The sequence below is a fragment of the Streptomyces sp. NPDC023481 genome, from assembly GCF_055560195.1.
Genome location: NZ_JBVHJE010000010.1, coordinates 114,489 through 132,103, shown reverse-complemented (window position 1 = coordinate 132,103; position 17,615 = coordinate 114,489). Strand labels below are relative to the sequence as shown.

The 17,615-nt window shown below is 72.8% G+C and carries 18 protein-coding genes; 14 read left to right on the top strand and 4 right to left on the bottom strand.

Annotation, left to right across the window (positions count from 1 at the left end):
* The first annotated feature begins 41 nt into the window (after positions 1-41).
* From ACZ3ZD_RS20730 to ACZ3ZD_RS20720, 3 genes are all read left to right on the top strand, one after another.
* Entirely contained in the window at positions 42-680 is a 639-nt protein-coding gene (locus ACZ3ZD_RS20730; RefSeq protein ID WP_467399280.1) for a hypothetical protein, read from the top strand.
* Positions 677-1,837, top strand: coding sequence for a type VII secretion-associated serine protease mycosin (gene mycP, locus ACZ3ZD_RS20725; RefSeq protein ID WP_467399278.1), 1,161 nt, complete (start codon positions 677-679; stop codon positions 1,835-1,837). The genes ACZ3ZD_RS20730 and mycP overlap by 4 nt, the downstream gene beginning before the upstream one ends.
* A 312-nt stretch (positions 1,838-2,149) precedes the next feature.
* Complete coding sequence (locus ACZ3ZD_RS20720; protein ID WP_467399618.1) at positions 2,150-2,902, top strand: SseB family protein; 753 nt, start codon at positions 2,150-2,152, stop codon at positions 2,900-2,902.
* On the opposite strand, the gene ACZ3ZD_RS20715 is transcribed toward ACZ3ZD_RS20720, so the two are convergent.
* Positions 2,893-3,258, bottom strand: coding sequence for a DUF1844 domain-containing protein (locus ACZ3ZD_RS20715; protein WP_467399277.1), 366 nt, complete (start codon positions 3,256-3,258; stop codon positions 2,893-2,895). The genes ACZ3ZD_RS20720 and ACZ3ZD_RS20715 overlap by 10 nt on opposite strands.
* 341 nt (positions 3,259-3,599) lie before the next feature.
* Between ACZ3ZD_RS20715 and infC the strand changes: the two genes are divergently transcribed.
* From infC to ACZ3ZD_RS20665, 10 genes are all read left to right on the top strand, one after another.
* The gene (infC, locus tag ACZ3ZD_RS20710; RefSeq protein ID WP_467399275.1) at positions 3,600-4,268 is read left to right on the top strand and encodes a translation initiation factor IF-3; all 669 of its coding nucleotides are present in this window, start codon (positions 3,600-3,602) and stop codon (positions 4,266-4,268) included.
* 112 nt (positions 4,269-4,380) lie between these two features.
* Positions 4,381-4,575, top strand: coding sequence for a 50S ribosomal protein L35 (rpmI, locus tag ACZ3ZD_RS20705; RefSeq protein ID WP_004933563.1), 195 nt, complete (start codon positions 4,381-4,383; stop codon positions 4,573-4,575).
* Between the two features lie 97 nt (positions 4,576-4,672).
* Positions 4,673-5,056, top strand: a complete 384-nt coding sequence (rplT, locus tag ACZ3ZD_RS20700) for a 50S ribosomal protein L20 (protein ID WP_006141703.1) — start codon at positions 4,673-4,675, stop codon at positions 5,054-5,056.
* Positions 5,057-5,223: 167 nt separating this feature from the next.
* A complete protein-coding gene (locus tag ACZ3ZD_RS20695) occupies positions 5,224-6,084 on the top strand; it encodes a TrmH family RNA methyltransferase (RefSeq protein ID WP_467399271.1) in 861 nt (286 codons plus the stop codon).
* Positions 6,085-6,134: 50 nt separating this feature from the next.
* Positions 6,135-7,307: a sensor histidine kinase gene (locus ACZ3ZD_RS20690; protein ID WP_467399269.1), complete on the top strand. Its 1,173-nt coding sequence runs from the start codon at positions 6,135-6,137 to the stop codon at positions 7,305-7,307.
* 138 nt (positions 7,308-7,445) lie between these two features.
* Entirely contained in the window at positions 7,446-8,567 is a 1,122-nt protein-coding gene (gene pheS / locus ACZ3ZD_RS20685; protein WP_467399266.1) for a phenylalanine--tRNA ligase subunit alpha, read from the top strand.
* A complete protein-coding gene (pheT, locus tag ACZ3ZD_RS20680; RefSeq protein ID WP_467399264.1) occupies positions 8,567-11,080 on the top strand; it encodes a phenylalanine--tRNA ligase subunit beta in 2,514 nt (837 codons plus the stop codon). The genes pheS and pheT overlap by 1 nt, the downstream gene beginning before the upstream one ends.
* Positions 11,081-11,302: 222 nt before the next feature.
* A complete protein-coding gene (locus tag ACZ3ZD_RS20675; RefSeq protein ID WP_467399263.1) occupies positions 11,303-12,370 on the top strand; it encodes a PP2C family protein-serine/threonine phosphatase in 1,068 nt (355 codons plus the stop codon).
* A 201-nt stretch (positions 12,371-12,571) separates the two neighbouring features.
* Positions 12,572-13,912 (top strand): transcriptional regulator, encoded by a 1,341-nt coding sequence (locus ACZ3ZD_RS20670; RefSeq protein WP_467399260.1) that lies wholly within the window; start codon positions 12,572-12,574, stop codon positions 13,910-13,912.
* Positions 13,913-13,977: 65 nt separating this feature from the next.
* Entirely contained in the window at positions 13,978-14,514 is a 537-nt protein-coding gene (locus ACZ3ZD_RS20665; RefSeq protein WP_467399258.1) for an NUDIX hydrolase, read from the top strand.
* A gap of 141 nt (positions 14,515-14,655) precedes the next feature.
* Here the strand turns inward: ACZ3ZD_RS20665 and ACZ3ZD_RS20660 are convergent, their stop codons facing one another.
* Positions 14,656-14,916, bottom strand: coding sequence for a hypothetical protein (locus ACZ3ZD_RS20660; protein ID WP_467399256.1), 261 nt, complete (start codon positions 14,914-14,916; stop codon positions 14,656-14,658).
* A 195-nt stretch (positions 14,917-15,111) separates the two neighbouring features.
* On the bottom strand, positions 15,112-15,972 hold the full coding sequence (locus tag ACZ3ZD_RS20655) for a 3-hydroxybutyryl-CoA dehydrogenase (RefSeq protein ID WP_467399253.1): 861 nt from the start codon (positions 15,970-15,972) through the stop codon (positions 15,112-15,114).
* Between the two features lie 171 nt (positions 15,973-16,143).
* On the opposite strand from ACZ3ZD_RS20655, the gene ACZ3ZD_RS20650 reads away from it, so the two are divergent.
* On the top strand, positions 16,144-17,403 hold the full coding sequence (locus ACZ3ZD_RS20650; RefSeq protein ID WP_467399252.1) for a glycoside hydrolase family 10-like protein: 1,260 nt from the start codon (positions 16,144-16,146) through the stop codon (positions 17,401-17,403).
* Here ACZ3ZD_RS20650 and ACZ3ZD_RS20645 read toward each other — a convergent pair whose 3' ends face one another.
* Positions 17,404-17,601, bottom strand: a complete 198-nt coding sequence (locus ACZ3ZD_RS20645) for a DUF1918 domain-containing protein (protein ID WP_467399249.1) — start codon at positions 17,599-17,601, stop codon at positions 17,404-17,406.
* Positions 17,602-17,615 lie beyond the last annotated feature (14 nt).

Here is a 17,615-nt window from a genome sequence, read left to right as displayed (position 1 = left end):
CCGGGAGTTGGCTCACCGGGGGAGGCGGGCCGGAGGGGGCCGTGAACGCGTTCGGTACCGCGCGGGCGCTGTGGCACAGCGTGCCCGTGGACGACCTGTTCCCGCCCACCGTGGCGGGCACCGGCGCCGGACCCGGCGGAGCCGACCGCACCTGGACCCGTATCGCCGTGGCCCCCGACGGCGGCTGCGCCCACGCCTTCGACCCGTTGCTGTACAAGGCCCTCGCCCCGGTCGGCTGTCAGCGGCTGCTGCGGGCCACCTACACCGACGCCACCCAGACCTACGTCACCACCGTCGGCCTGCTGTTCACCAAGGCCGACCCGGCCGCCATGTCCGCGCTCGCCGCCCGCTTCCGCGACGAACACCTGGACCAGCGCACCGACCTGATGCCCCGACCGTACGCCGCCGCGGGCACCGCCGCCGCCGCGTTCGGCGACCGGCAGCGGGCCTCCTGGACCCTCTCCGTACTGCCCGACGCGCCCGTCGTCGCCTACGCCGTGTCCGGCTGGGCCGACGGCCGTACCGTCGACGCCCCCCAGCCCGCCGCGGACGCCGTCCGGGCCGGCGCCACCACCGATCCGGCGCAGGCCGGCCTCGGCAACGAGGCCCAGGGCCTGGCCGACCGCGTCGAACGACACCTGCGCAAGACCGTCGGCACGGCCACGGAGAAGCCCGCATGAAGCCGGTCCCCTCGGCGGCGGTGAGCCTGCTGCTCGCCGGCTCCCTCGCCGTGCTGCCGGCCGCCACCGCGTACGCCGACGGCATCCGCGCCCAGCAGTGGGGCCTGTCCGCCCTCCACCTGGACGAGGTCTGGCGGACCACCAAGGGCCGCGGGGTCACCGTCGCCGTCCTGGACACCGGCGTCGAGGCCGACCACCCGGACCTCGCCGGCAACGTCCTGCCCGCCAAGGACATGATCGGCTTCGGCGCCGGGCCCGGCGACCGCACCTGGGCCCGGCACGGCACCGCCATGGCCGGGATCATCGCCGGACACGGCCACGGCACCGGCGGCACCGAGGGCGTCATGGGTGTCGCCCCGGAGGCGCGGATCCTGCCCGTCCGGGTGATCCTGGAGGACGGCGACCCCGCCCGCGCCAAGGCCCGTACCACCCGGGGCAACGCCCTCGCCGACGGCATCCGCTGGGCCGCCGACCACGGCGCCGACGTCATCAACCTCTCCCTCGGCGACGACTCCGACTCCGCGCACCCCGAGCCCAGCGAGGACGAGGCGGTGCAGTACGCCCTGAAGAAGGGCGTGGTCGTCGTCGCCTCCGCGGGCAACGGCGGCGACAAGGGCGACCACGTCTCCTACCCGGCCGCCTACCCGGGCGTCATCGCCGCGACCGCCGTCGACAAGTACGGCACCCGCGCCGCCTTCTCCACCCGCCGCTGGTACGCCGCCGTCAGCGCGCCCGGCGTCGACGTCGTCATCGCCGACCCGGACCACAAGTACTACGCCGGCTGGGGCACGAGCGCGGCCTCCGCCTTCGTCTCCGGCGCGGCCGCCCTGATCAGGTCGGCCCATCCCGACCTGGCCCCGGCCCAGATCAAGAAGCTGCTGGAGGACACCGCGCGGGACGCCCCGGTGGGCGGCCGGGACGACTCCCGGGGCTTCGGCATGATCGACCCGGCGGCCGCCCTGAAAGCCGCCGCCCGCCTGAAGCCGCGCGGGCTGCGCCCCGCGTCGTACGGCCGGGAGTACTTCGGCGCCGGCCCGGACACCCCCGGGGTCGGGAGCGGCCCCGCCGACTGGGCGGCCCCGCTCGCCGGCGGCGCGGGCGGGGTCCTCCTGGTGGCCGGGGTGGTCCTGTGGCGCGGCCGTCGGCGCTCGACCTGACCCCGCAGGCTCCCCGAACACCTTCCTGGAGCCGCACCAGTCGGTCCGCCGCGGTGGTCCGCGTCAGTCCGGAGCACCGCTCGCCACCTCCGGCCCGGCGGTCGACCGGGGCGCACTTCCGGGCGGGACCCCGCCGCGGGTTCCACCGATGCCCCCGTCGCGGGCCCTGACCGAGGAACCGGCCGAGTGTCCGCCGCCGACGACACGGCTGGGCTCCCCGAGCACGCCCGCGCCGTCTCCGTGGAAGCGGCGCCGCCGCCCGTTCCGGCCCCGCACGAGCCCGGCCGCCTGCCCCCTATAGGCTCGGTGACCGTGGCGAACAAGAACATTCCCGATCCCGGCTTCTCCGACGACGACGGCTCCGCCGACCCCGGGCTGAGCGCCGCGCTCGCCGCCTGGGCCGAGGACCGCACCGCTGTCGGACCGGTCCTCGAGGCGCTCAGGGGTGCCCGGCTGCTGGTCCCCGTCGTCGCCGTGCTCGGCGAGGTGGAGGAGGACGAGAAGGGGCTGCGCCGCGAGAAGACCAGCGACATGGCCGTACCCACCCTGAAGGCCGGCGGCCGTACCGCGCTGCCCGCCTTCACCTCCACCGACTCCCTGGCCCGCTGGGACCCGGCCGCCCGGCCCGTCGCCGTACCCCTGCACCAGGCGCTCCAGGCCGCCGCGCACGAGAACGCCGACACGGTCGTGCTCGACCTCGCCGGACCGGTGCCGTTCGAGCTGGCCGGCCCGGCGCTGCTCGCCCTCGCCGAGGGCCGCACCAGCACCGACCCGCTCGCCGACCCCGCCGTGGTCGCGGCCGTCCGTACGGCGGTGGCGGCGGAACCCGCCGTCCTGCGCGCCCACCTCGGGCCCGGACGGGCCGACGGGACCCTCGCCCTCGTCCTCGACCCGGCCGCGCAGCCCGCCGACGCCGCCCGCGCGGTCGCCGAGCGGCTCGCCGCCGACGAGACACTGAGGGCCCGCCTGGTGCGCGGCCTCGACCTGGCACTGCTGCCGGCCGGGACCACGCCTCCGGGCGAGCCCCTGTACCTCAAGGAACAAGTGGGACCGGGTCAGCCGTAGACGGGCCCGGTGTACTTCTCGCCCGGGCCCTGGCCCGGCTCGTCCGGGACGACGGACGCCTCGCGGAAGGCCAGCTGGAGCGACTTCAGGCCGTCGCGCAGCGGGGCCGCGTGGAAGGAGCTGATCTCGGTCGCGCTGGCGTCCAGCAGACCGGCGAGGCCGGTGATGAGCTTGCGGGCCTCGTCCAGGTCCTTGTACTTCTCGCCCTCCTCGCTCAGCCCGAGCTTCACGGCGGCGGCGCTCATCAGGTTGACGGCGACCGTCACGATCACCTCGACGGCGGGGACCTCGGCGATGTCCCGGGTCATCGCGTCGAAGTCGGGAGCCTCGGCGGACTCGGCAGGGGTGTCACTCATGCCCCACACCATAGGTGGTCGCGCCCGGCGCCCCTCAATTAGCCCTTGTCAAGCGATCCTGCTAATCTGAAGGACGACCGGCCGGGACGTTTGTGCCCGGCCCACAAGTGGAGGCTCCGATCTCCCACCCGACCATCCTCCGGGACGGCGGGTCACCCGGTCAGGCGGCCACCATCGTTCCGTACGGACGATGGAGTCGCCCGAAAGCGCGCCCCGCGGCATCGCGGCGGTGCTCCGGTAGTGCTTGGAGCCCCGCCTGTGATCGTCCGGGGCATTTTTTGTGCTTCGGCGCGGTTAGGTCTAACGAAAAGAGACGTTACGCGGCTGTCCGCCAGACCGCCGTGTGGTGCTACCGAGGAGGATCCATCAGCGCCGAGCCCCGCATCAACGACCGGATTCGCGTTCCCGAGGTGCGACTTGTCGGTCCCAGTGGCGAGCAGGTGGGCATCGTCCCGCTCGCTAAGGCACTGGAGCTTGCGCAGGAGTACGACCTGGACCTGGTCGAGGTCGCGGCGAACGCCCGTCCGCCCGTGTGCAAGCTCATGGACTACGGGAAGTTCAAGTACGAGTCGGCCATGAAGGCCCGTGAGGCGCGCAAGAACCAGGCGCACACGGTCATCAAGGAGATGAAGCTCCGGCCGAAGATCGACCCGCACGACTATGACACCAAGAAGGGTCACGTCGTCCGGTTCCTCAAGCAGGGCGACAAGGTCAAGATCACGATCATGTTCCGTGGCCGTGAGCAGTCGCGCCCCGAGCTGGGCTACCGACTGCTGCAGCGACTCGCGGAGGACGTCCAGGACCTCGGTTTCGTGGAGTCGAACCCGAAGCAGGACGGCCGAAACATGATCATGGTCCTCGGTCCGCACAAGAAGAAGACCGAGGCGATGGCCGAGGCCCGCCAGGCGCAGGAGGCCCGCAAGGCCGAAGCGAAGGCGAACCCCGGCAAGTCGCAGAACCCGGCTGAGGCCGAGGCCGAGGCGCCGTCCGAGGAGCCTGCCGAGGCGTGATCCCGGGGGACGTACGTCCCCGAGGATGTAACCGAAACAAGAGCGACGCTCCACCGTGCCCGGTTTTCCCGACCGGGCACCGGAGCGCCACCGACGAGGAGAGAACGGCGCTATGCCGAAGAACAAGTCGCACAGCGGTGCCAGCAAGCGCTTCAAGGTCACCGGCTCCGGCAAGGTGCTCCGCGAGCGCGCCGGCAAGCGCCACCTGCTCGAGCACAAGTCGTCCCGCGTCACGCGTCGCCTCACCGGCAACGCCGAGATGGCCCCGGGCGACGCCGCGAAGATCAAGAAGCTTCTCGGCAAGTGACGAGCGGCGCCACCTGAGCGCCGTACGTCTGGACCGGGACCGAATCGTTTCCGGGTCGTGTGAAGACCACCACGACCCCGCTACAAGGAGTTAACAAGTGGCACGCGTCAAGCGGGCAGTCAACGCCCACAAGAAGCGCCGGGCGATCCTCGAGCAGGCCTCCGGCTACCGCGGTCAGCGTTCGCGCCTGTACCGCAAGGCCAAGGAGCAGGTCACCCACTCGCTGGTCTACAACTACAACGACCGCAAGAAGCGCAAGGGCGACTTCCGTCAGCTGTGGATCCAGCGCATCAACGCCGCTGCCCGCGCCAACGGCATCACCTACAACCGCTTCATCCAGGGTCTGAAGGCCGCGAACGTCGAGGTCGACCGCAAGATCCTGGCCGAGCTGGCCGTCAACGACGCGAACGCCTTCGCGGCGCTCGTCGAGGTCGCGCAGAAGGCGCTGCCGTCGGACGTCAACGCCCCCAAGGCCGCCTGACGCTGCGCTGGCTCTGAGCCGACGTTCACCGGAGGACCCGCAAGCTCCAGGGCTTGCGGGTCCTGTCGTTGGGGTCGCCGTCGTCGTTCGGCCGCGGGTCCGTCGTGGTCGCTCGCGCAGTTCCCCGCGCCCCTTCGAGGGCGCCACAAGTCGCCGAAGGTAAGAGGATGCCCCCCGTCTCCCCCGAGCTGATCTCCCCTCGTTCCGCGCGTGTCTCCGCCGCCAGACGGCTCGCCAAACGGAACTTCCGGGGGAAGGACCGGCTGTTCCTGGCCGAGGGGCCGCAGGCCGTGCGGGAGGCCGCCGGGCACCGGGTGGACGGCACGCCGACGCTGGTCGAGGTGTTCGCCACGCTCGAGGCCGCGGAGCGGTACGCCGACATCATCGGCGCGGCCCGCACCGCCGGCGCCCGGGTGCACCTGGCCTCCGAGGAGGTCATCGCCGACATCTCCACCACCGTCACCCCGCAGGGGCTCGTCGGCGTCTGCCGGTTCCTGGACACCCCCTTCGAGGACGTCCTCGCCGCCCGGCCCCGGCTGGTCGCGGTGCTGGCGAACGTACGGGACCCCGGCAACGCCGGCACCGTGCTGCGCTGCGCCGACGCCGCCGGCGCCGAGGCCGTGGTGCTCACCGACGCCTCCGTGGACCTGTACAACCCCAAGGCCGTCCGGGCCTCCGTCGGCTCCCACTTCCACCTGCCCGTCGCCGTGGGCGTGCCCGTCGAGCGGGCCGTCGCCGGGCTCCAGGAGGCCGGGGTGCGCATCCTCGCCGCCGACGGGGCCGGCGACCGCGACCTGGACGAGGAGCTGGACAAGGGCACCATGGGCGGCCCCACCGCCTGGGTGTTCGGCAACGAGGCCTGGGGACTGCCCGAGGAGACCCGCGCCCTCGCCGACGCCGTCGTACGCGTCCCCATCCACGGGAAGGCCGAGAGCCTGAACCTCGCCACCGCCGCCGCCGTATGTCTCTACGCGTCGGCCCGTGCACAGCGCGCCTCCGGAGGGTGCCGTTCCGTCACCGAGAGCTAGTAGGGTGACCAGCGCGGGGCCCTGCGCCGTCGGAGAGGTGGGGTACGGGGATGAGTGTGGCCGGCACGAGTACCGCGCCGGAGGGACGGGACGCGCGGCGCGCACCCGCGCCCCGGCAGGCCGGTGACGGCCCCGGCGTCGATCCCGACCAGCTGCCCGACGGTCTCGTCATCGCCGACGAACACGGCCGGGTGACCTGCTTCAACGCCGCCGCCGCGCGGATCACCGCGGTACGGGCCGCCGACGCCCTCGGACAGCCCCTGGAGAAGGCGCTGCCCCTGGAGGACCTGGAGGGGCGCCGCTGGTGGCAGCTCACCGACCCCTACGGCGGCCTCGCCACCCGGGTCCGCCAGCCGGAGCGCAACCTGCTGCTGCCGGGCGGCCGTGAGGTGCTGGTCTGCGCCCGCTATGTGCGCGACGAGCCGCTGGGGCCGGTGCGCCGCGTGGTCGTCTCCCTGCGGGACACCGAGGCTCGCCGCCGCACCGAGCGCAGCCACGCCGAGCTGATCGCCACCGTCGCCCACGAGCTGCGCTCCCCGCTCACCTCCGTGAAGGGCTTCACCGCCACCCTGCTCGCCAAGTGGGAACGCTTCACCGACGACCAGAAGCGGCTCATGCTGGAGACCGTCGACGCCGACGCCGACCGCGTCACCCGCCTCATCGCCGAACTGCTGGACATCTCCCGGATCGACTCCGGGCGGCTGGAGGTGCGCCGCCAGCCCGTGGACATCGGGGCCGCCGTCTCCCGGCACATCCAGGCCTACGTGGCGGCCGGCCAGCGCGCCGACCGCTTCCTGCTCCGCATCGAACAGCCGCTGCCCGCGCTGTGGGCCGACCCCGACAAGATCGACCAGGTGCTCAGCAACCTCCTGGAAAACGCGGTGCGCCACGGCGAGGGAACCGTCACCATTGACGTCACGCCCACGCCGTCCCCGCGCGAGGGCGAGGAAACCGGCACGTCGGTCACGGTGAGCGACGAGGGGCCCGGCATCCCGGAGGAGTCCATGAACCGCGTCTTCACCCGCTTCTGGCGGGGCAGCAAACGTGGCGGCACGGGCCTCGGGCTGTACATCGTCAAGGGCATCGTGGAGGCCCACGGCGGCACCATCACCGTCGGCCGCGCCCCCGGGGGCGGCGCCGAGTTCCGCTTCACGCTGCCCGTGGCGGCACCGGCGTTCGCCTTCGAGCTGCCGCGTGGCGTCGTACCGGGCGGTGGCGGGTGACGGTGGGCCTGACGGCCCACGGGCGCATGCGCGTACCTCCACCCCGTTAGACTCGGCCTTTGGCACCTTTGTGTCCTTCACACGGCCCATCCATGGTCTCGGGGACCAGCAGCCAGCCAATCGGAAGCACGGGAAGAGATGTCGGCACCCAATAAGTCGTACGACCCTGTAGAGGTCGAGGCGTTGAAACCGGAAGAGATCGAGCGCATGCGGGACGAGGCGCTCGCCGCCTTCGCCGCCGCGGACTCCCTCGACGCGCTCCACGAGGCCAAGGTCGCCCACACCGGCCCCGCCTCCCCGCTGGCCCTCGCCAACCGGGAGATCGGCGCGCTGCCCCCGCACGCCAAGGCCGCCGCCGGCAAGCTGGTCGGCCAGGCCCGTGGCGCCGTGAACAAGGGCCTCGCCGCCCGCCAGGCCGAACTGGAGGCCGAGCGCGACGCCCGGGTGCTGGTCGAGGAGGCGGTGGACGTCACCCTGCCCTACGACCGTGTCCCGGCCGGTGCCCGGCACCCGCTGACCACGCTCTCCGAGCGCATCGAGGACATCTTCGTGGCCATGGGCTACGAGGTGGCCGAGGGCCCGCAGGTCGAGGCGGAGTGGTTCAACTTCGACGCGCTCAACATCGGGCCCGACCACCCGGCCCGCGGCGAGGCCGACACCTTCTTCGTGCAGGGCCCCGACGGCGGCACCGAGTCCGGGGTGGTGCTGCGCACCCACACCTCGCCCGTGCAGATCCGTTCGATGCTCGACCGCGAGCTGCCGGTCTACGTGATCTGCCCCGGTGTCGTCTACCGCACCGACGAGCTGGACGCCACGCACACCCCGGTCTTCCGCCAGGTCGAGCTGCTCGCCGTGGACGAGGGCCTGACCATGGCCGACCTCAAGGGCACCCTGGACCACATGGTCCAGTCCCTGTTCGGCGAGGGCATGAAGACCCGGCTGCGGCCCAACTTCTTCCCCTTCACCGAGCCGAGCGCCGAGATGGACATGCTCTGCTACGTGTGCAAGGGCGAGTCCGTCGGCAACCCCGACCGGCCCTGCCGCACCTGCTCCAGCGAGGGCTGGATCGAGCTGGGCGGCTGCGGCATGGTCAACCCGCGGGTCCTGACGGCCTGCGGCATCGACCCGGAGAAGTACAGCGGCTTCGCCTTCGGGTTCGGCATCGAGCGGATGCTGATGTTCCGCCACAACGTCGAGGACATGCGAGACATGGTCGAGGGTGACGTCCGGTTCACCCGGCCGTTCGGGATGGAGATCTGATGCGGGTCCCGCTTTCTTGGCTGCGGGAGTACGTCGACCTGCCGGCGACGGAGACCGGCCGCGACGTCCAGGCCAAGCTCATTTCGGCCGGCCTGGAGGTCGAGACCGTCGAACAGCTCGGCGCCGACCTCAAGGGCCCGCTGGTCGTCGGCCAGGTGCTGACCATCGAGGAGCTGGAGGGCTTCAAGAAGCCGATCCGCTTCTGCACGGTCGACGTCGGCCAGGCCAACGGCACCGGTGAGCCCCAGGAGATCGTCTGCGGCGCCCGCAACTTCTCCGTCGGCGACAAGGTCGTCGTGGTCCTCCCGGGTGCCACGCTGCCCGGCGGCTTCTCCATCTCCGCCCGCAAGACCTACGGCAAGACGTCCCACGGCATGATCTGCTCCGGCGACGAGCTGGGCATGGGCGACGACGGCTCCCACGGCATCATCGTGCTGCCGCCGGAGACCGAGGTCGGCAAGGACGCCATCGAGCTGCTCGAACTGGTCGACGAGGTCCTGGACATCGCCGTCACCGCCAACCGCGGCGACTGCCTGTCCATCCGCGGTGTCGCCCGCGAGACCGCCATCGCCTACGGCCTGCCGCTGCGCGATCCCGCCCTGCTGGACGTGCCCGCCCCGAACGCCTTCGGGTACCCGGTCCAGGTCGGCGACCCGTTCGGCTGCGACCGCTTCACCGCCCGCACGGTCACCGGTCTGAGCCCCGAGGCGCGCTCCCCGATCTGGCTCCAGCGCCGGCTGCAGAAGGTCGGCATGCGCCCGATCTCGCTCGCCGTCGACGTCACGAACTACGTGATGACGGAGCTGGGCCAGCCCCTGCACGCCTACGACCGGTCCCTGGTCCAGGGCACCATCGGGGTGCGCCGGGCCGAGGAGGGCGAGAAGCTCGTCACCCTCGACGGCGTCGAGCGCACGCTGCACGGCGAGGACCTGGTCATCACCGACGAGCGCGGCCCGATCGGCCTCGCCGGTGTCATGGGCGGCGCGAACACGGAGATCGCCGACCACGACGCCACCGGGAACGCCACGGCCGACGTCGTCATCGAGGCCGCCCACTTCGACGCCGTCTCGATCGCCCGTACGGCCCGCCGCCACAAGCTGCTGACGGAGGCGTCCCGCCGCTTCGAGCGGGGCGTCGACCCGCAGGCCGCCGCGGCCGCCGCGCAGCGCACCGTGGACCTGCTGGTGCTGCTCGCCGGGGGGACGGCGGAGGCCGGCGTCACCGAGATCATCGCGCCCTCGGCCCCGCACACCCTCACCATCCCGGCGGACCACCCCGACAAGGTGGCGGGCGTGGAGTACGGCCGGGAGACGGTCGTACGCCGCCTCCAGCAGGTCGGCTGCGACGTGTACGGGCAGGACGAGCTGATCGTCACCGTGCCGTCCTGGCGGCCCGACCTGGCGGACCCGAACGACCTCGCCGAGGAGGTCATCCGCCTGGAGGGCTACGAGAACCTGCCCTCCACGCTGCCCAAGCCGCCCTCGGGCCGCGGCCTCACGCACCGCCAGCGGCTGCACCGCCGGGTCGGCCGCGCCCTGGCCGGCGCGGGCTACGTCGAGGCGCCGAACTACCCGTTCCTCAGCGAGCAGGTCTTCGACCAGCTCGGCCTGGACGCCGACGACCCGGCCCGCCGTGTCGTCAAGTTGGTCAACCCGCTCAGCGACGAGGAGCCCGCGCTCCGCACGACGCTGCTGCCGGGTCTGCTCGGCGCGCTGCGGCGCAACGCCGGCCGGGGCGCGCACGACCTGGCGCTGTTCGAGACCGGGCTGGTGTTCCACCCGCGCGAGGAGCAGCGCGTCGCCACGCACCTGCCCGTCGACCGGCGGCCCACCGACGAGGAGATCGCCGCGCTGGACGCCGCGCTGCCCGACCAGCCGCGGCACGTGGCCGTCGTCCTCGCGGGCGCCCGCGAGCAGGCCGGCTGGTGGGGCAAGGGCCGTCCGGCGGACTGGGCCGACGCCGTCGAGGCGGCGCGTGCCGTCGCCCGCGAGGCCGGCGCCGAGCTGGTCGTGCGGAAGGGCCAGTACGGCCCCTGGCACCCCGGCCGCTGCGCCGAGCTGGTCGTCGTCGCCGACGGCACCGAGCGGGTCGTGGGCCACGCGGGAGAGCTGCACCCGCGTGTCGTCAAGGCCCTGGGCCTGCCGGAGCGGACCAGCGCCGCGGAGCTGGACCTGGACGCCGTGGAGGCGGTGGGCGACGGGGTCCCGCGGGCGCCCCGGATCTCCGCGTTCCCCGTCGCCACGCAGGATGTCGCCCTCGTGGTCGACCAGTTCGTGCCGCACGCCGAGGTGGAGGCCGCGCTGCGGGAGGGCGCGGGCGAGCTGCTGGAGTCCATCCGGCTGTTCGACGTGTACGAGAACGCCGAGCAGCTCGGGGACGGCCGGAAGTCGCTGGCGTACGCGCTGCGCTTCCGGGCCGCCGACCGCACGCTGACCGTGGACGAGGCCTCGGCCGCGCGGGACGCCGCGGTGGCCCTCGCGGGCGAGCGGACCGGCGCGGTGCTGAGGGGCTAGCTCCTTTCTTTCGGATCAGGTCGGCGACGCCGGCAGGATCCGAAAGAGGGCCTGGTCGGCCGCGCGAAGCCGCATAAATGCGGGCCGGTTCACCGGGGCTCACTCATTCGGGTGGCAACCAGGGGCGAACCGGCCCGCCCGGGTCATGCCGTCGACAGAATCGGACCGGCCTTTCGGGGTCGGTCCGTCTCTTTGTCGGGGCCCACATGGGGGACCAGAGGCATGATCCGCATCAAGGCACGGGCGCCCACCGGGCGGGCATTCGTCCTGCCCACCGCGTGGGGAGCCGTCGCGGTCGGCTACAAGTTCGGCTGCCCGCTCGCCCAGCAGGACGGGGTCGGGGCGCGCATCGTCACCAGCGCGGTGTTCTTCGCCGTGGGCACCGGCCTGATATTCCAGGTGCGCCGCGGCCTGCTGCGGGAGCTGCGGCTCGCCCGGCGGGCGGCGCGCGCCGCGCAGAACGTCGTCCTGCGTCCGCTGCCGCCGCGGCTCGACGGGATCGACGTCGCCGCCGCCCAGCTGTCCGCCGACCGGGGCGCGAGCGTCGGCGGCGATCTGTACGAGGCCATCGCCACCGAGCACGGGGTGCGGGTGGTCATGGGGGACGTGCGCGGGCACGGTCTGGCCGCCCTCGGCACCGTCGCCGCCCTCCTCGGCAGCTTCCGCGAGGCCGTGCACGACGAGCCCGGGCTGGACCGGGTGCTCCGCAGACTCGACCGGGCCCTCGCCCGCCACCTGCGCGAACGCGCCCGCTCCGAGCATCCCGCGAACGGCCTCGCCGACCCCGACAACCCGGTCGCCGAGGAGTTCGTCACCGTCCTGCTGCTGGAGGTCGACCGGGACGGCGACCTGCGGGTCCTGAACTGCGGGCACCCGTGGCCGTACGTGCTGACCGACACCCGGGTCGAGCAGTTGTCCGGCGGGGACCCCCTGCCGCCGTTGGGGCCGTTCCCGCTGCCGGCGGAGCTGGAGCCGCTGCCCTGCGGCTCCCTGCTCCCGGGGGAGTCGCTGGTCCTGTTCACGGACGGGGCGGAGGACGCCCGTGACACACACGGCCGGTTCTTCTCGCTGCCCGCGGCGCTGCGCGACGCCGTACGCGACCAGCCGGTGTCACCGCAGGCGGTGCTGCGCACCCTCTTCAGGGCCCTGCTGCACCACACGGGCGGCAGACCGGCGGACGACGTGGCCCTGCTGGTCCTGCGCAACGGCCGCACCCGGGGCAAGCCGTCCTACCCGGGAACCCGGGCGTGCTCGGCCCCCACCCGCCCGGCGCCGTCGACGCGGCGGTAGTCCCATGATCGCCCCGGCCAAGCCACCGTCGTTCGAGGGGGAGCCGGCGGCTTGGCCGGCCTCTTGCGAGGCACCTCAGTCAACCGAACCGGCACGCTCCGCGACAGCGTGCACACGGCCCGGATCCACGCACTCGGTTCACACCCCGTGTGAACGCCCGCGCACTACGCTGTCGGCACCAGGCCACTCGGGGGGCATCCCATGCAGCCCAACACCCTGCTCGACGCCATCCTGGACGAGGCGGGCATCTCGCACGCCGGTCTCGCCGCCCACGTCAACCAGGCGGGCCGCCGACGCGGACTCGCCCTGCGGTACGAACACACCGCCGTGGCACGCTGGTTGAAGGGCCAGCGGCCGCGCGGCCAGGTCCCCGACCTGATCTGCGAGGTGCTGGCGGCCCGGCTCCAGCGGCCCGTCACGCTCGACGACATCGGGCTCGGCGTGCCCGGCGAGCCGAGCACGCCGCACGCCGGTTCGCTGGGCGGGTTCGTGGAGCGGGCCACCGCCCTGTGGCGGTCGGACGAGCAGCAGCGGCCCCATGTGCTGGGCGCGCCGGCCGTCACCGGAACGCCCGCCGTCATGCCGGTGTGGGAGTGGGAGAACCCGCCCGAGGACGTGGACGTCTCCCGGGGCGGCCGGCACCCGGTCACCGCGGCCGACATCGAGATGCTGCGGGCCGCCCGGACGCACTACGAGCAGATGTACCGCAAGGCCGGCGGTATCGCGACCCGGACGCGGATCGTCGGGTTCCTCAACACCGAGGCCGCGCCGCTGCTGCGCGGCGGCTACACCGACGCCACCGGCCGCCAACTGCACCGGGCCACCGGCGGGTTGGTGGCGATCGCCGGCATCTGCGCCTACGACTCCGACGCGCACGGGCTCGCCCAGCGCTACTTCCACCAGGCGCTGCGGCTGGCGAAGGCGAGCGGGGACCGGGGGTTGGGCGCGTACGTCATCGCGCTGCTGGTCAACCAGTCGCTGTTCATGCGGGAGTACCGGCAGTCCGTCGCCTTCGCCGAGGCCGCGCTGCGCGCCGCCGGCCGGCACATCACCCCGGCGCTCGCCTCCGACCTGTACGCGATGCAGGCCAAGGCGTACGCGCACCTCGGGGACAGCGGCAGCGCGCTGTCCTGCATCCGGCGGGCGGAGACGGCCGCCGACCGGATCCGGCGCGGCTACGAGCCCGACGAGACCGGGTACGTCCAGCCGGGCCTGGTCAATGTGCAGGTGGCCGAGGCGTTGCTCAGTCTCGGTGAACTCGCCGCGGCCCGGGAGCACGCGGCGGCGGCCGTCGGTAACCCCGCCCACGACCGCGGCCGGGTGCACCGGCTGGCCATGCTCAGCACCATCGAGCTGCGCCAGGGCAACGCCGAGAAGGCCGTGGTCACCGCGGTGCAGATGGCGGAACAGGCGCGCGGAATGGAGTCCCAGCGGCTGCGCGACAGACTGCGCGCGGTGCGCGAGCATCTGGTGCGCTGCGGCTCGGCCGGCACCGCCGAGGCCGCCGAACTCATCGACGGCGCGCTGCGCGTACCGCTGTAGGCCCACTGTAGGCACACCGTCCCTGCTGCGATATTGCCCCTTACTCGGCGGAAGGTGGCAGAACCGTGCAGTGGACGAAACAGAACGAACAAACCGTGTATGAAAACCGCTGGTTCAGCGTCAATCTGGCGGATGTCGAGCTGCCGGACGGCCGGCACCTCGACCACTTCCTCATCCGGATGCGCCCGGTCGCCGTCGCCACGGTGGTCAACGAGGCCAACGAGGTGCTGCTGCTGTGGCGGCACCGCTTCATCACCGACAGCTGGGGCTGGGAGCTGGCCGCGGGCGTGGTCGAGGACGGCGAGGACATCGCGAGCGCGGCGGCCAGGGAACTGGAGGAGGAGACCGGCTGGCGGCCGGGGCCCCTGCACCACCTGATGAGCGTGGAGCCGTCCAACGGCCTCACCGACGCCCGGCACCACGTCTACTGGTCCGACCGGGGTGAGTACGTCGGGCATCCCGTGGACGACTTCGAGTCGGACCGGCGGGAATGGGTCCCTCTCAAACTCGTCCCCGACCTGATCGCCCGTGGGGAGGTCCCGGCCGCCAACATGGCGGCCGCGTTACTCCTGCTGCACCACCTCAGGCTCGCCGAAGGCTAGAGAGCCGACGGCTGCCGAGCCGGGCGCGAGCCGGCGGTTAGGTCCTTTCTTCCGGATCAGGTCGGCCTGGGGCGACGGTGCCTTTCGGCTGACCCGTGCGTGCCAGACCCCGTGACGCCGGCAAGATCCGAAAGAGAGGGCCTAATGGGCTCCCAGCGCCTGCCAGACCGTCACGACGAGCGCGCCAAGCGCGGTCAGCGCGGCGAGCGAGGGCAGCGGCCAGCGTGCGTGTTCCAGTGAGGTCATCCGCGAGTTCAGCTCGTCCAGTTCCTTGGCGGACTCCTCGGTGCGGTGCCGCAGCAGTGCCAGCCCTCCCTCGACACGGGCGTAGGCCACGTCGAGGCGGCGCCGTAACTCTGCGAGTTCTCCCTGGACCACGGGATGCTCCGGATCGGCGGTCACGGATCCGCTCCTTTCGGTAGTAGGTATGGATGGTTCCGCATCCCTTGCATGCGCATGAAGAGTCAACTCGCCTGGTGGGCGCATGGGGAGCGTGTGTGGCAGGCATATGCGTGCCCGGCGCGCACACGGTGTGTGAAACGAACGGACCCGGCACCGAAATCCGGTGCCGGGCCCGCGGGGCGTAGCTCTTCGTAGTCAGGCGTACGTGTAGAACCCCGACCCCGTCTTCCGCCCCAGCCGGCCCGCCTCGACCATGCGCTGGAGCAGCGGGGGAGCGGCGTACAGCGGCTCCTTGTACTCGGCGTACATGCTGTTGGCGATGGAGACGATGGTGTCCAGGCCGATCAGGTCGGACAGCTTCAGCGGGCCCATCGGGTGGGCGCAGCCCATCTCCATCCCGTTGTCGATGTCCTCGCGGCTCGCGATGCCCGACTCGAACATCCGGATCGCGGACAGCAGGTAGGGCACGAGCAGCGCGTTCACCACGAAGCCGGAGCGGTCCTGGGCGCGGATGGCGTGCTTGCCGAGCACCTTCTCGGCGAAGACCTGGGCGCGGCTGAGGGTGCCCTCGGAGGTGGTGAGCGCCGGGATCAGCTCGACCAGCTTCTGCACCGGGGCCGGGTTGAAGAAGTGGATGCCGACGACGTGGTCCGGGCGGCCGGTGGCGACCGCCAGCTTCACCAGCGGGATCGAGGAGGTGTTGGAGGCCAGGATGGCGTCCGGCCGGGTCACCACCTGGTCGAGCACCTGGAAGATCTCGGTCTTGACCTGCTCGTTCTCGACGACGGCCTCGATCACCAGGTCCCGGTCGGCGAACTCGCCGAGGTCGGTGGTGAAGCTCAGCCGCGCCTGCGCGTCGTCCCGCTCGGCCTCGCTGATCTTGCCCCGCTCGGCGGCCTTGGACAGGGAGTTGAACAGCCGGGTGCGGCCGATCTCCAGGGCCTCGCCGGTGGTCTCGGCGACCTTCACGTCCAGTCCCGCGCGGGCGCACACCTCGGCGATGCCCGCGCCCATCTGGCCGCAGCCCACGATCCCGATGCGCTCGATGTCGGTCACATCGTCCCCTTCGCTGAAGATTCCGGCTCGCTGGCAGACCTCCGGGTTCGGCGCCTGCTCCGATCGTGCACGTTACCGCCAAGTATCGATGATCGATCGTCCGGGTGGGGGCATCCTGAACCGCGAAACGATCCGTGACGGAACGGATCCGGAGCGTAAGGGGTTGTGTGAATGGGGCGCATGTCTCGGCGGGCCTTCGCGCTGGGCGCGCTGTCCACCCTGGCCACCGCCCCAATCGCGACCCCGGCCGGGGAGCCGCCCGCCCCGGCTCCGGGCGCGGCGGCCGGCACCGGGCGGGGTGCGGCGGCCGAGCTGCGGGGCGTGTGGATCGCGACGGTGGAGAACCGGGACTGGCCCTCGCGGCCCGGTCTCCCGGCGAGAGCCCAGCGCGCGGAGCTGGTCGCCCACCTCGACCGGGCGGTCCGCGATCGGCTCACCACGGTGATCCTCCAGGTGCGGCCCACCGCCGACGCGCTGTGGCCGTCGCCGTACGAGCCCTGGTGCGCGTACCTCACCGGCACCCAGGGCCGCCACCCCGGCTGGGACCCGCTCGGCACGGCCGTCGCCGAGGCCCACGCCCGGGGCCTGGAGCTGCACGCCTGGTGCAACCCGTACCGGATCGCCAACCACACCGACCCCGGTCGGCTGGCCGCCTCGCACCCGGCGCGCGCGCACCCCGACTGGGTGGTGCGCTACGACGGCCGGCTGTACTACAACCCCGGTCTGCCCGAGGTCCGCGCCTTCGTGCAGCGGGCGATCCTCGACGCGGTCGCCCGGTACCCGCTCGACGCCGTCCACTTCGACGACTACTTCTACCCCTACCCGGCCGCCGGCCAGACCTTCGACGACGACGAGGCGTACGACCGCCACGGCGGCGCCTTCGCGAACCGGGCCGCCTGGCGGCGGGACAACATCGACCGGCTGGTGGCCGAGACGGCCGCCGGCATCCGGCGGGTCCGGCCCGGCACCCGGTTCGGGATCAGCCCGTTCGGCGTGTGGCGCAACGCGTCGACCGACGCACGCGGCTCCGACACGCAGGCGGGCGTCGAGACGTACGACGATCTGTACGCGGACACCCGCAAGTGGGTCCGCGAGCAGTGGATCGACTACGTCGTCCCGCAGCTGTACTGGCACATCGGTGACCCCGACGCCGACTACGCCCGGCTCGTGGCCTGGTGGGCGCGGGTCGCGCAGGGGACGAGGACACGGCTGTACGTCGGGGAGGCGCTGTACCGGGCGGGCGCCGCCGGGCAGCCCGCGGCCTGGCAGGACCCGGCCGAGCTGTCCCGCCACCTGACCCTCGCCGCCCGGTACCCGCAGGTGCGCGGGCACGTGTTCTTCGGCGCCAAGGACCTGGCCGACGACCCGATCGGGGCCATGGCCCGGGTGGTCGCCGACCACTACCGGGGGCCGGCGACACCCCCGCGGTGACTACCTCTGGTGCTCCTCCCCGTGCCTGACCTGGCAGTCGGGGCCCGGGGACATGATCGCCTCACGGCCGTCGTCGAAGCGGACGCGGTAGGGCGGGTTGCCGTTCTCGCCCATCACCTCGACGACCTCGGTGACCTGGTCGTGCTGGCCCACCACCCTGCCGTGCTGGACAAGCTTGTCGCCCTTGGATGCGCGCATCTGCCGGCCCTCCT

Excerpts from the sequence above, each read along its gene's own strand:
- mycP (WP_467399278.1), top strand. The coding sequence starts at position 677 with ATGAAGCCGGTCCCCTCGGCGGCGGTGAGCCTGCTGCTCGCCGGCTCC.
- ACZ3ZD_RS20715 (WP_467399277.1), bottom strand. The coding sequence starts at position 3,258 with ATGAGTGACACCCCTGCCGAGTCCGCCGAGGCTCCCGACTTCGACGCG.
- rpmI (WP_004933563.1), top strand. The coding sequence starts at position 4,381 with ATGCCGAAGAACAAGTCGCACAGCGGTGCCAGCAAGCGCTTCAAGGTC.
- ACZ3ZD_RS20695 (WP_467399271.1), top strand. The coding sequence starts at position 5,224 with ATGCCCCCCGTCTCCCCCGAGCTGATCTCCCCTCGTTCCGCGCGTGTC.
- ACZ3ZD_RS20690 (WP_467399269.1), top strand. The coding sequence starts at position 6,135 with ATGAGTGTGGCCGGCACGAGTACCGCGCCGGAGGGACGGGACGCGCGG.
- pheS (WP_467399266.1), top strand. The coding sequence starts at position 7,446 with ATGTCGGCACCCAATAAGTCGTACGACCCTGTAGAGGTCGAGGCGTTG.
- pheT (WP_467399264.1), top strand. The coding sequence starts at position 8,567 with ATGCGGGTCCCGCTTTCTTGGCTGCGGGAGTACGTCGACCTGCCGGCG.
- ACZ3ZD_RS20675 (WP_467399263.1), top strand. The coding sequence starts at position 11,303 with ATGATCCGCATCAAGGCACGGGCGCCCACCGGGCGGGCATTCGTCCTG.
- ACZ3ZD_RS20670 (WP_467399260.1), top strand. The coding sequence starts at position 12,572 with ATGCAGCCCAACACCCTGCTCGACGCCATCCTGGACGAGGCGGGCATC.
- ACZ3ZD_RS20650 (WP_467399252.1), top strand. The coding sequence starts at position 16,144 with ATGGGGCGCATGTCTCGGCGGGCCTTCGCGCTGGGCGCGCTGTCCACC.
- ACZ3ZD_RS20645 (WP_467399249.1), bottom strand. The coding sequence starts at position 17,601 with ATGCGCGCATCCAAGGGCGACAAGCTTGTCCAGCACGGCAGGGTGGTG.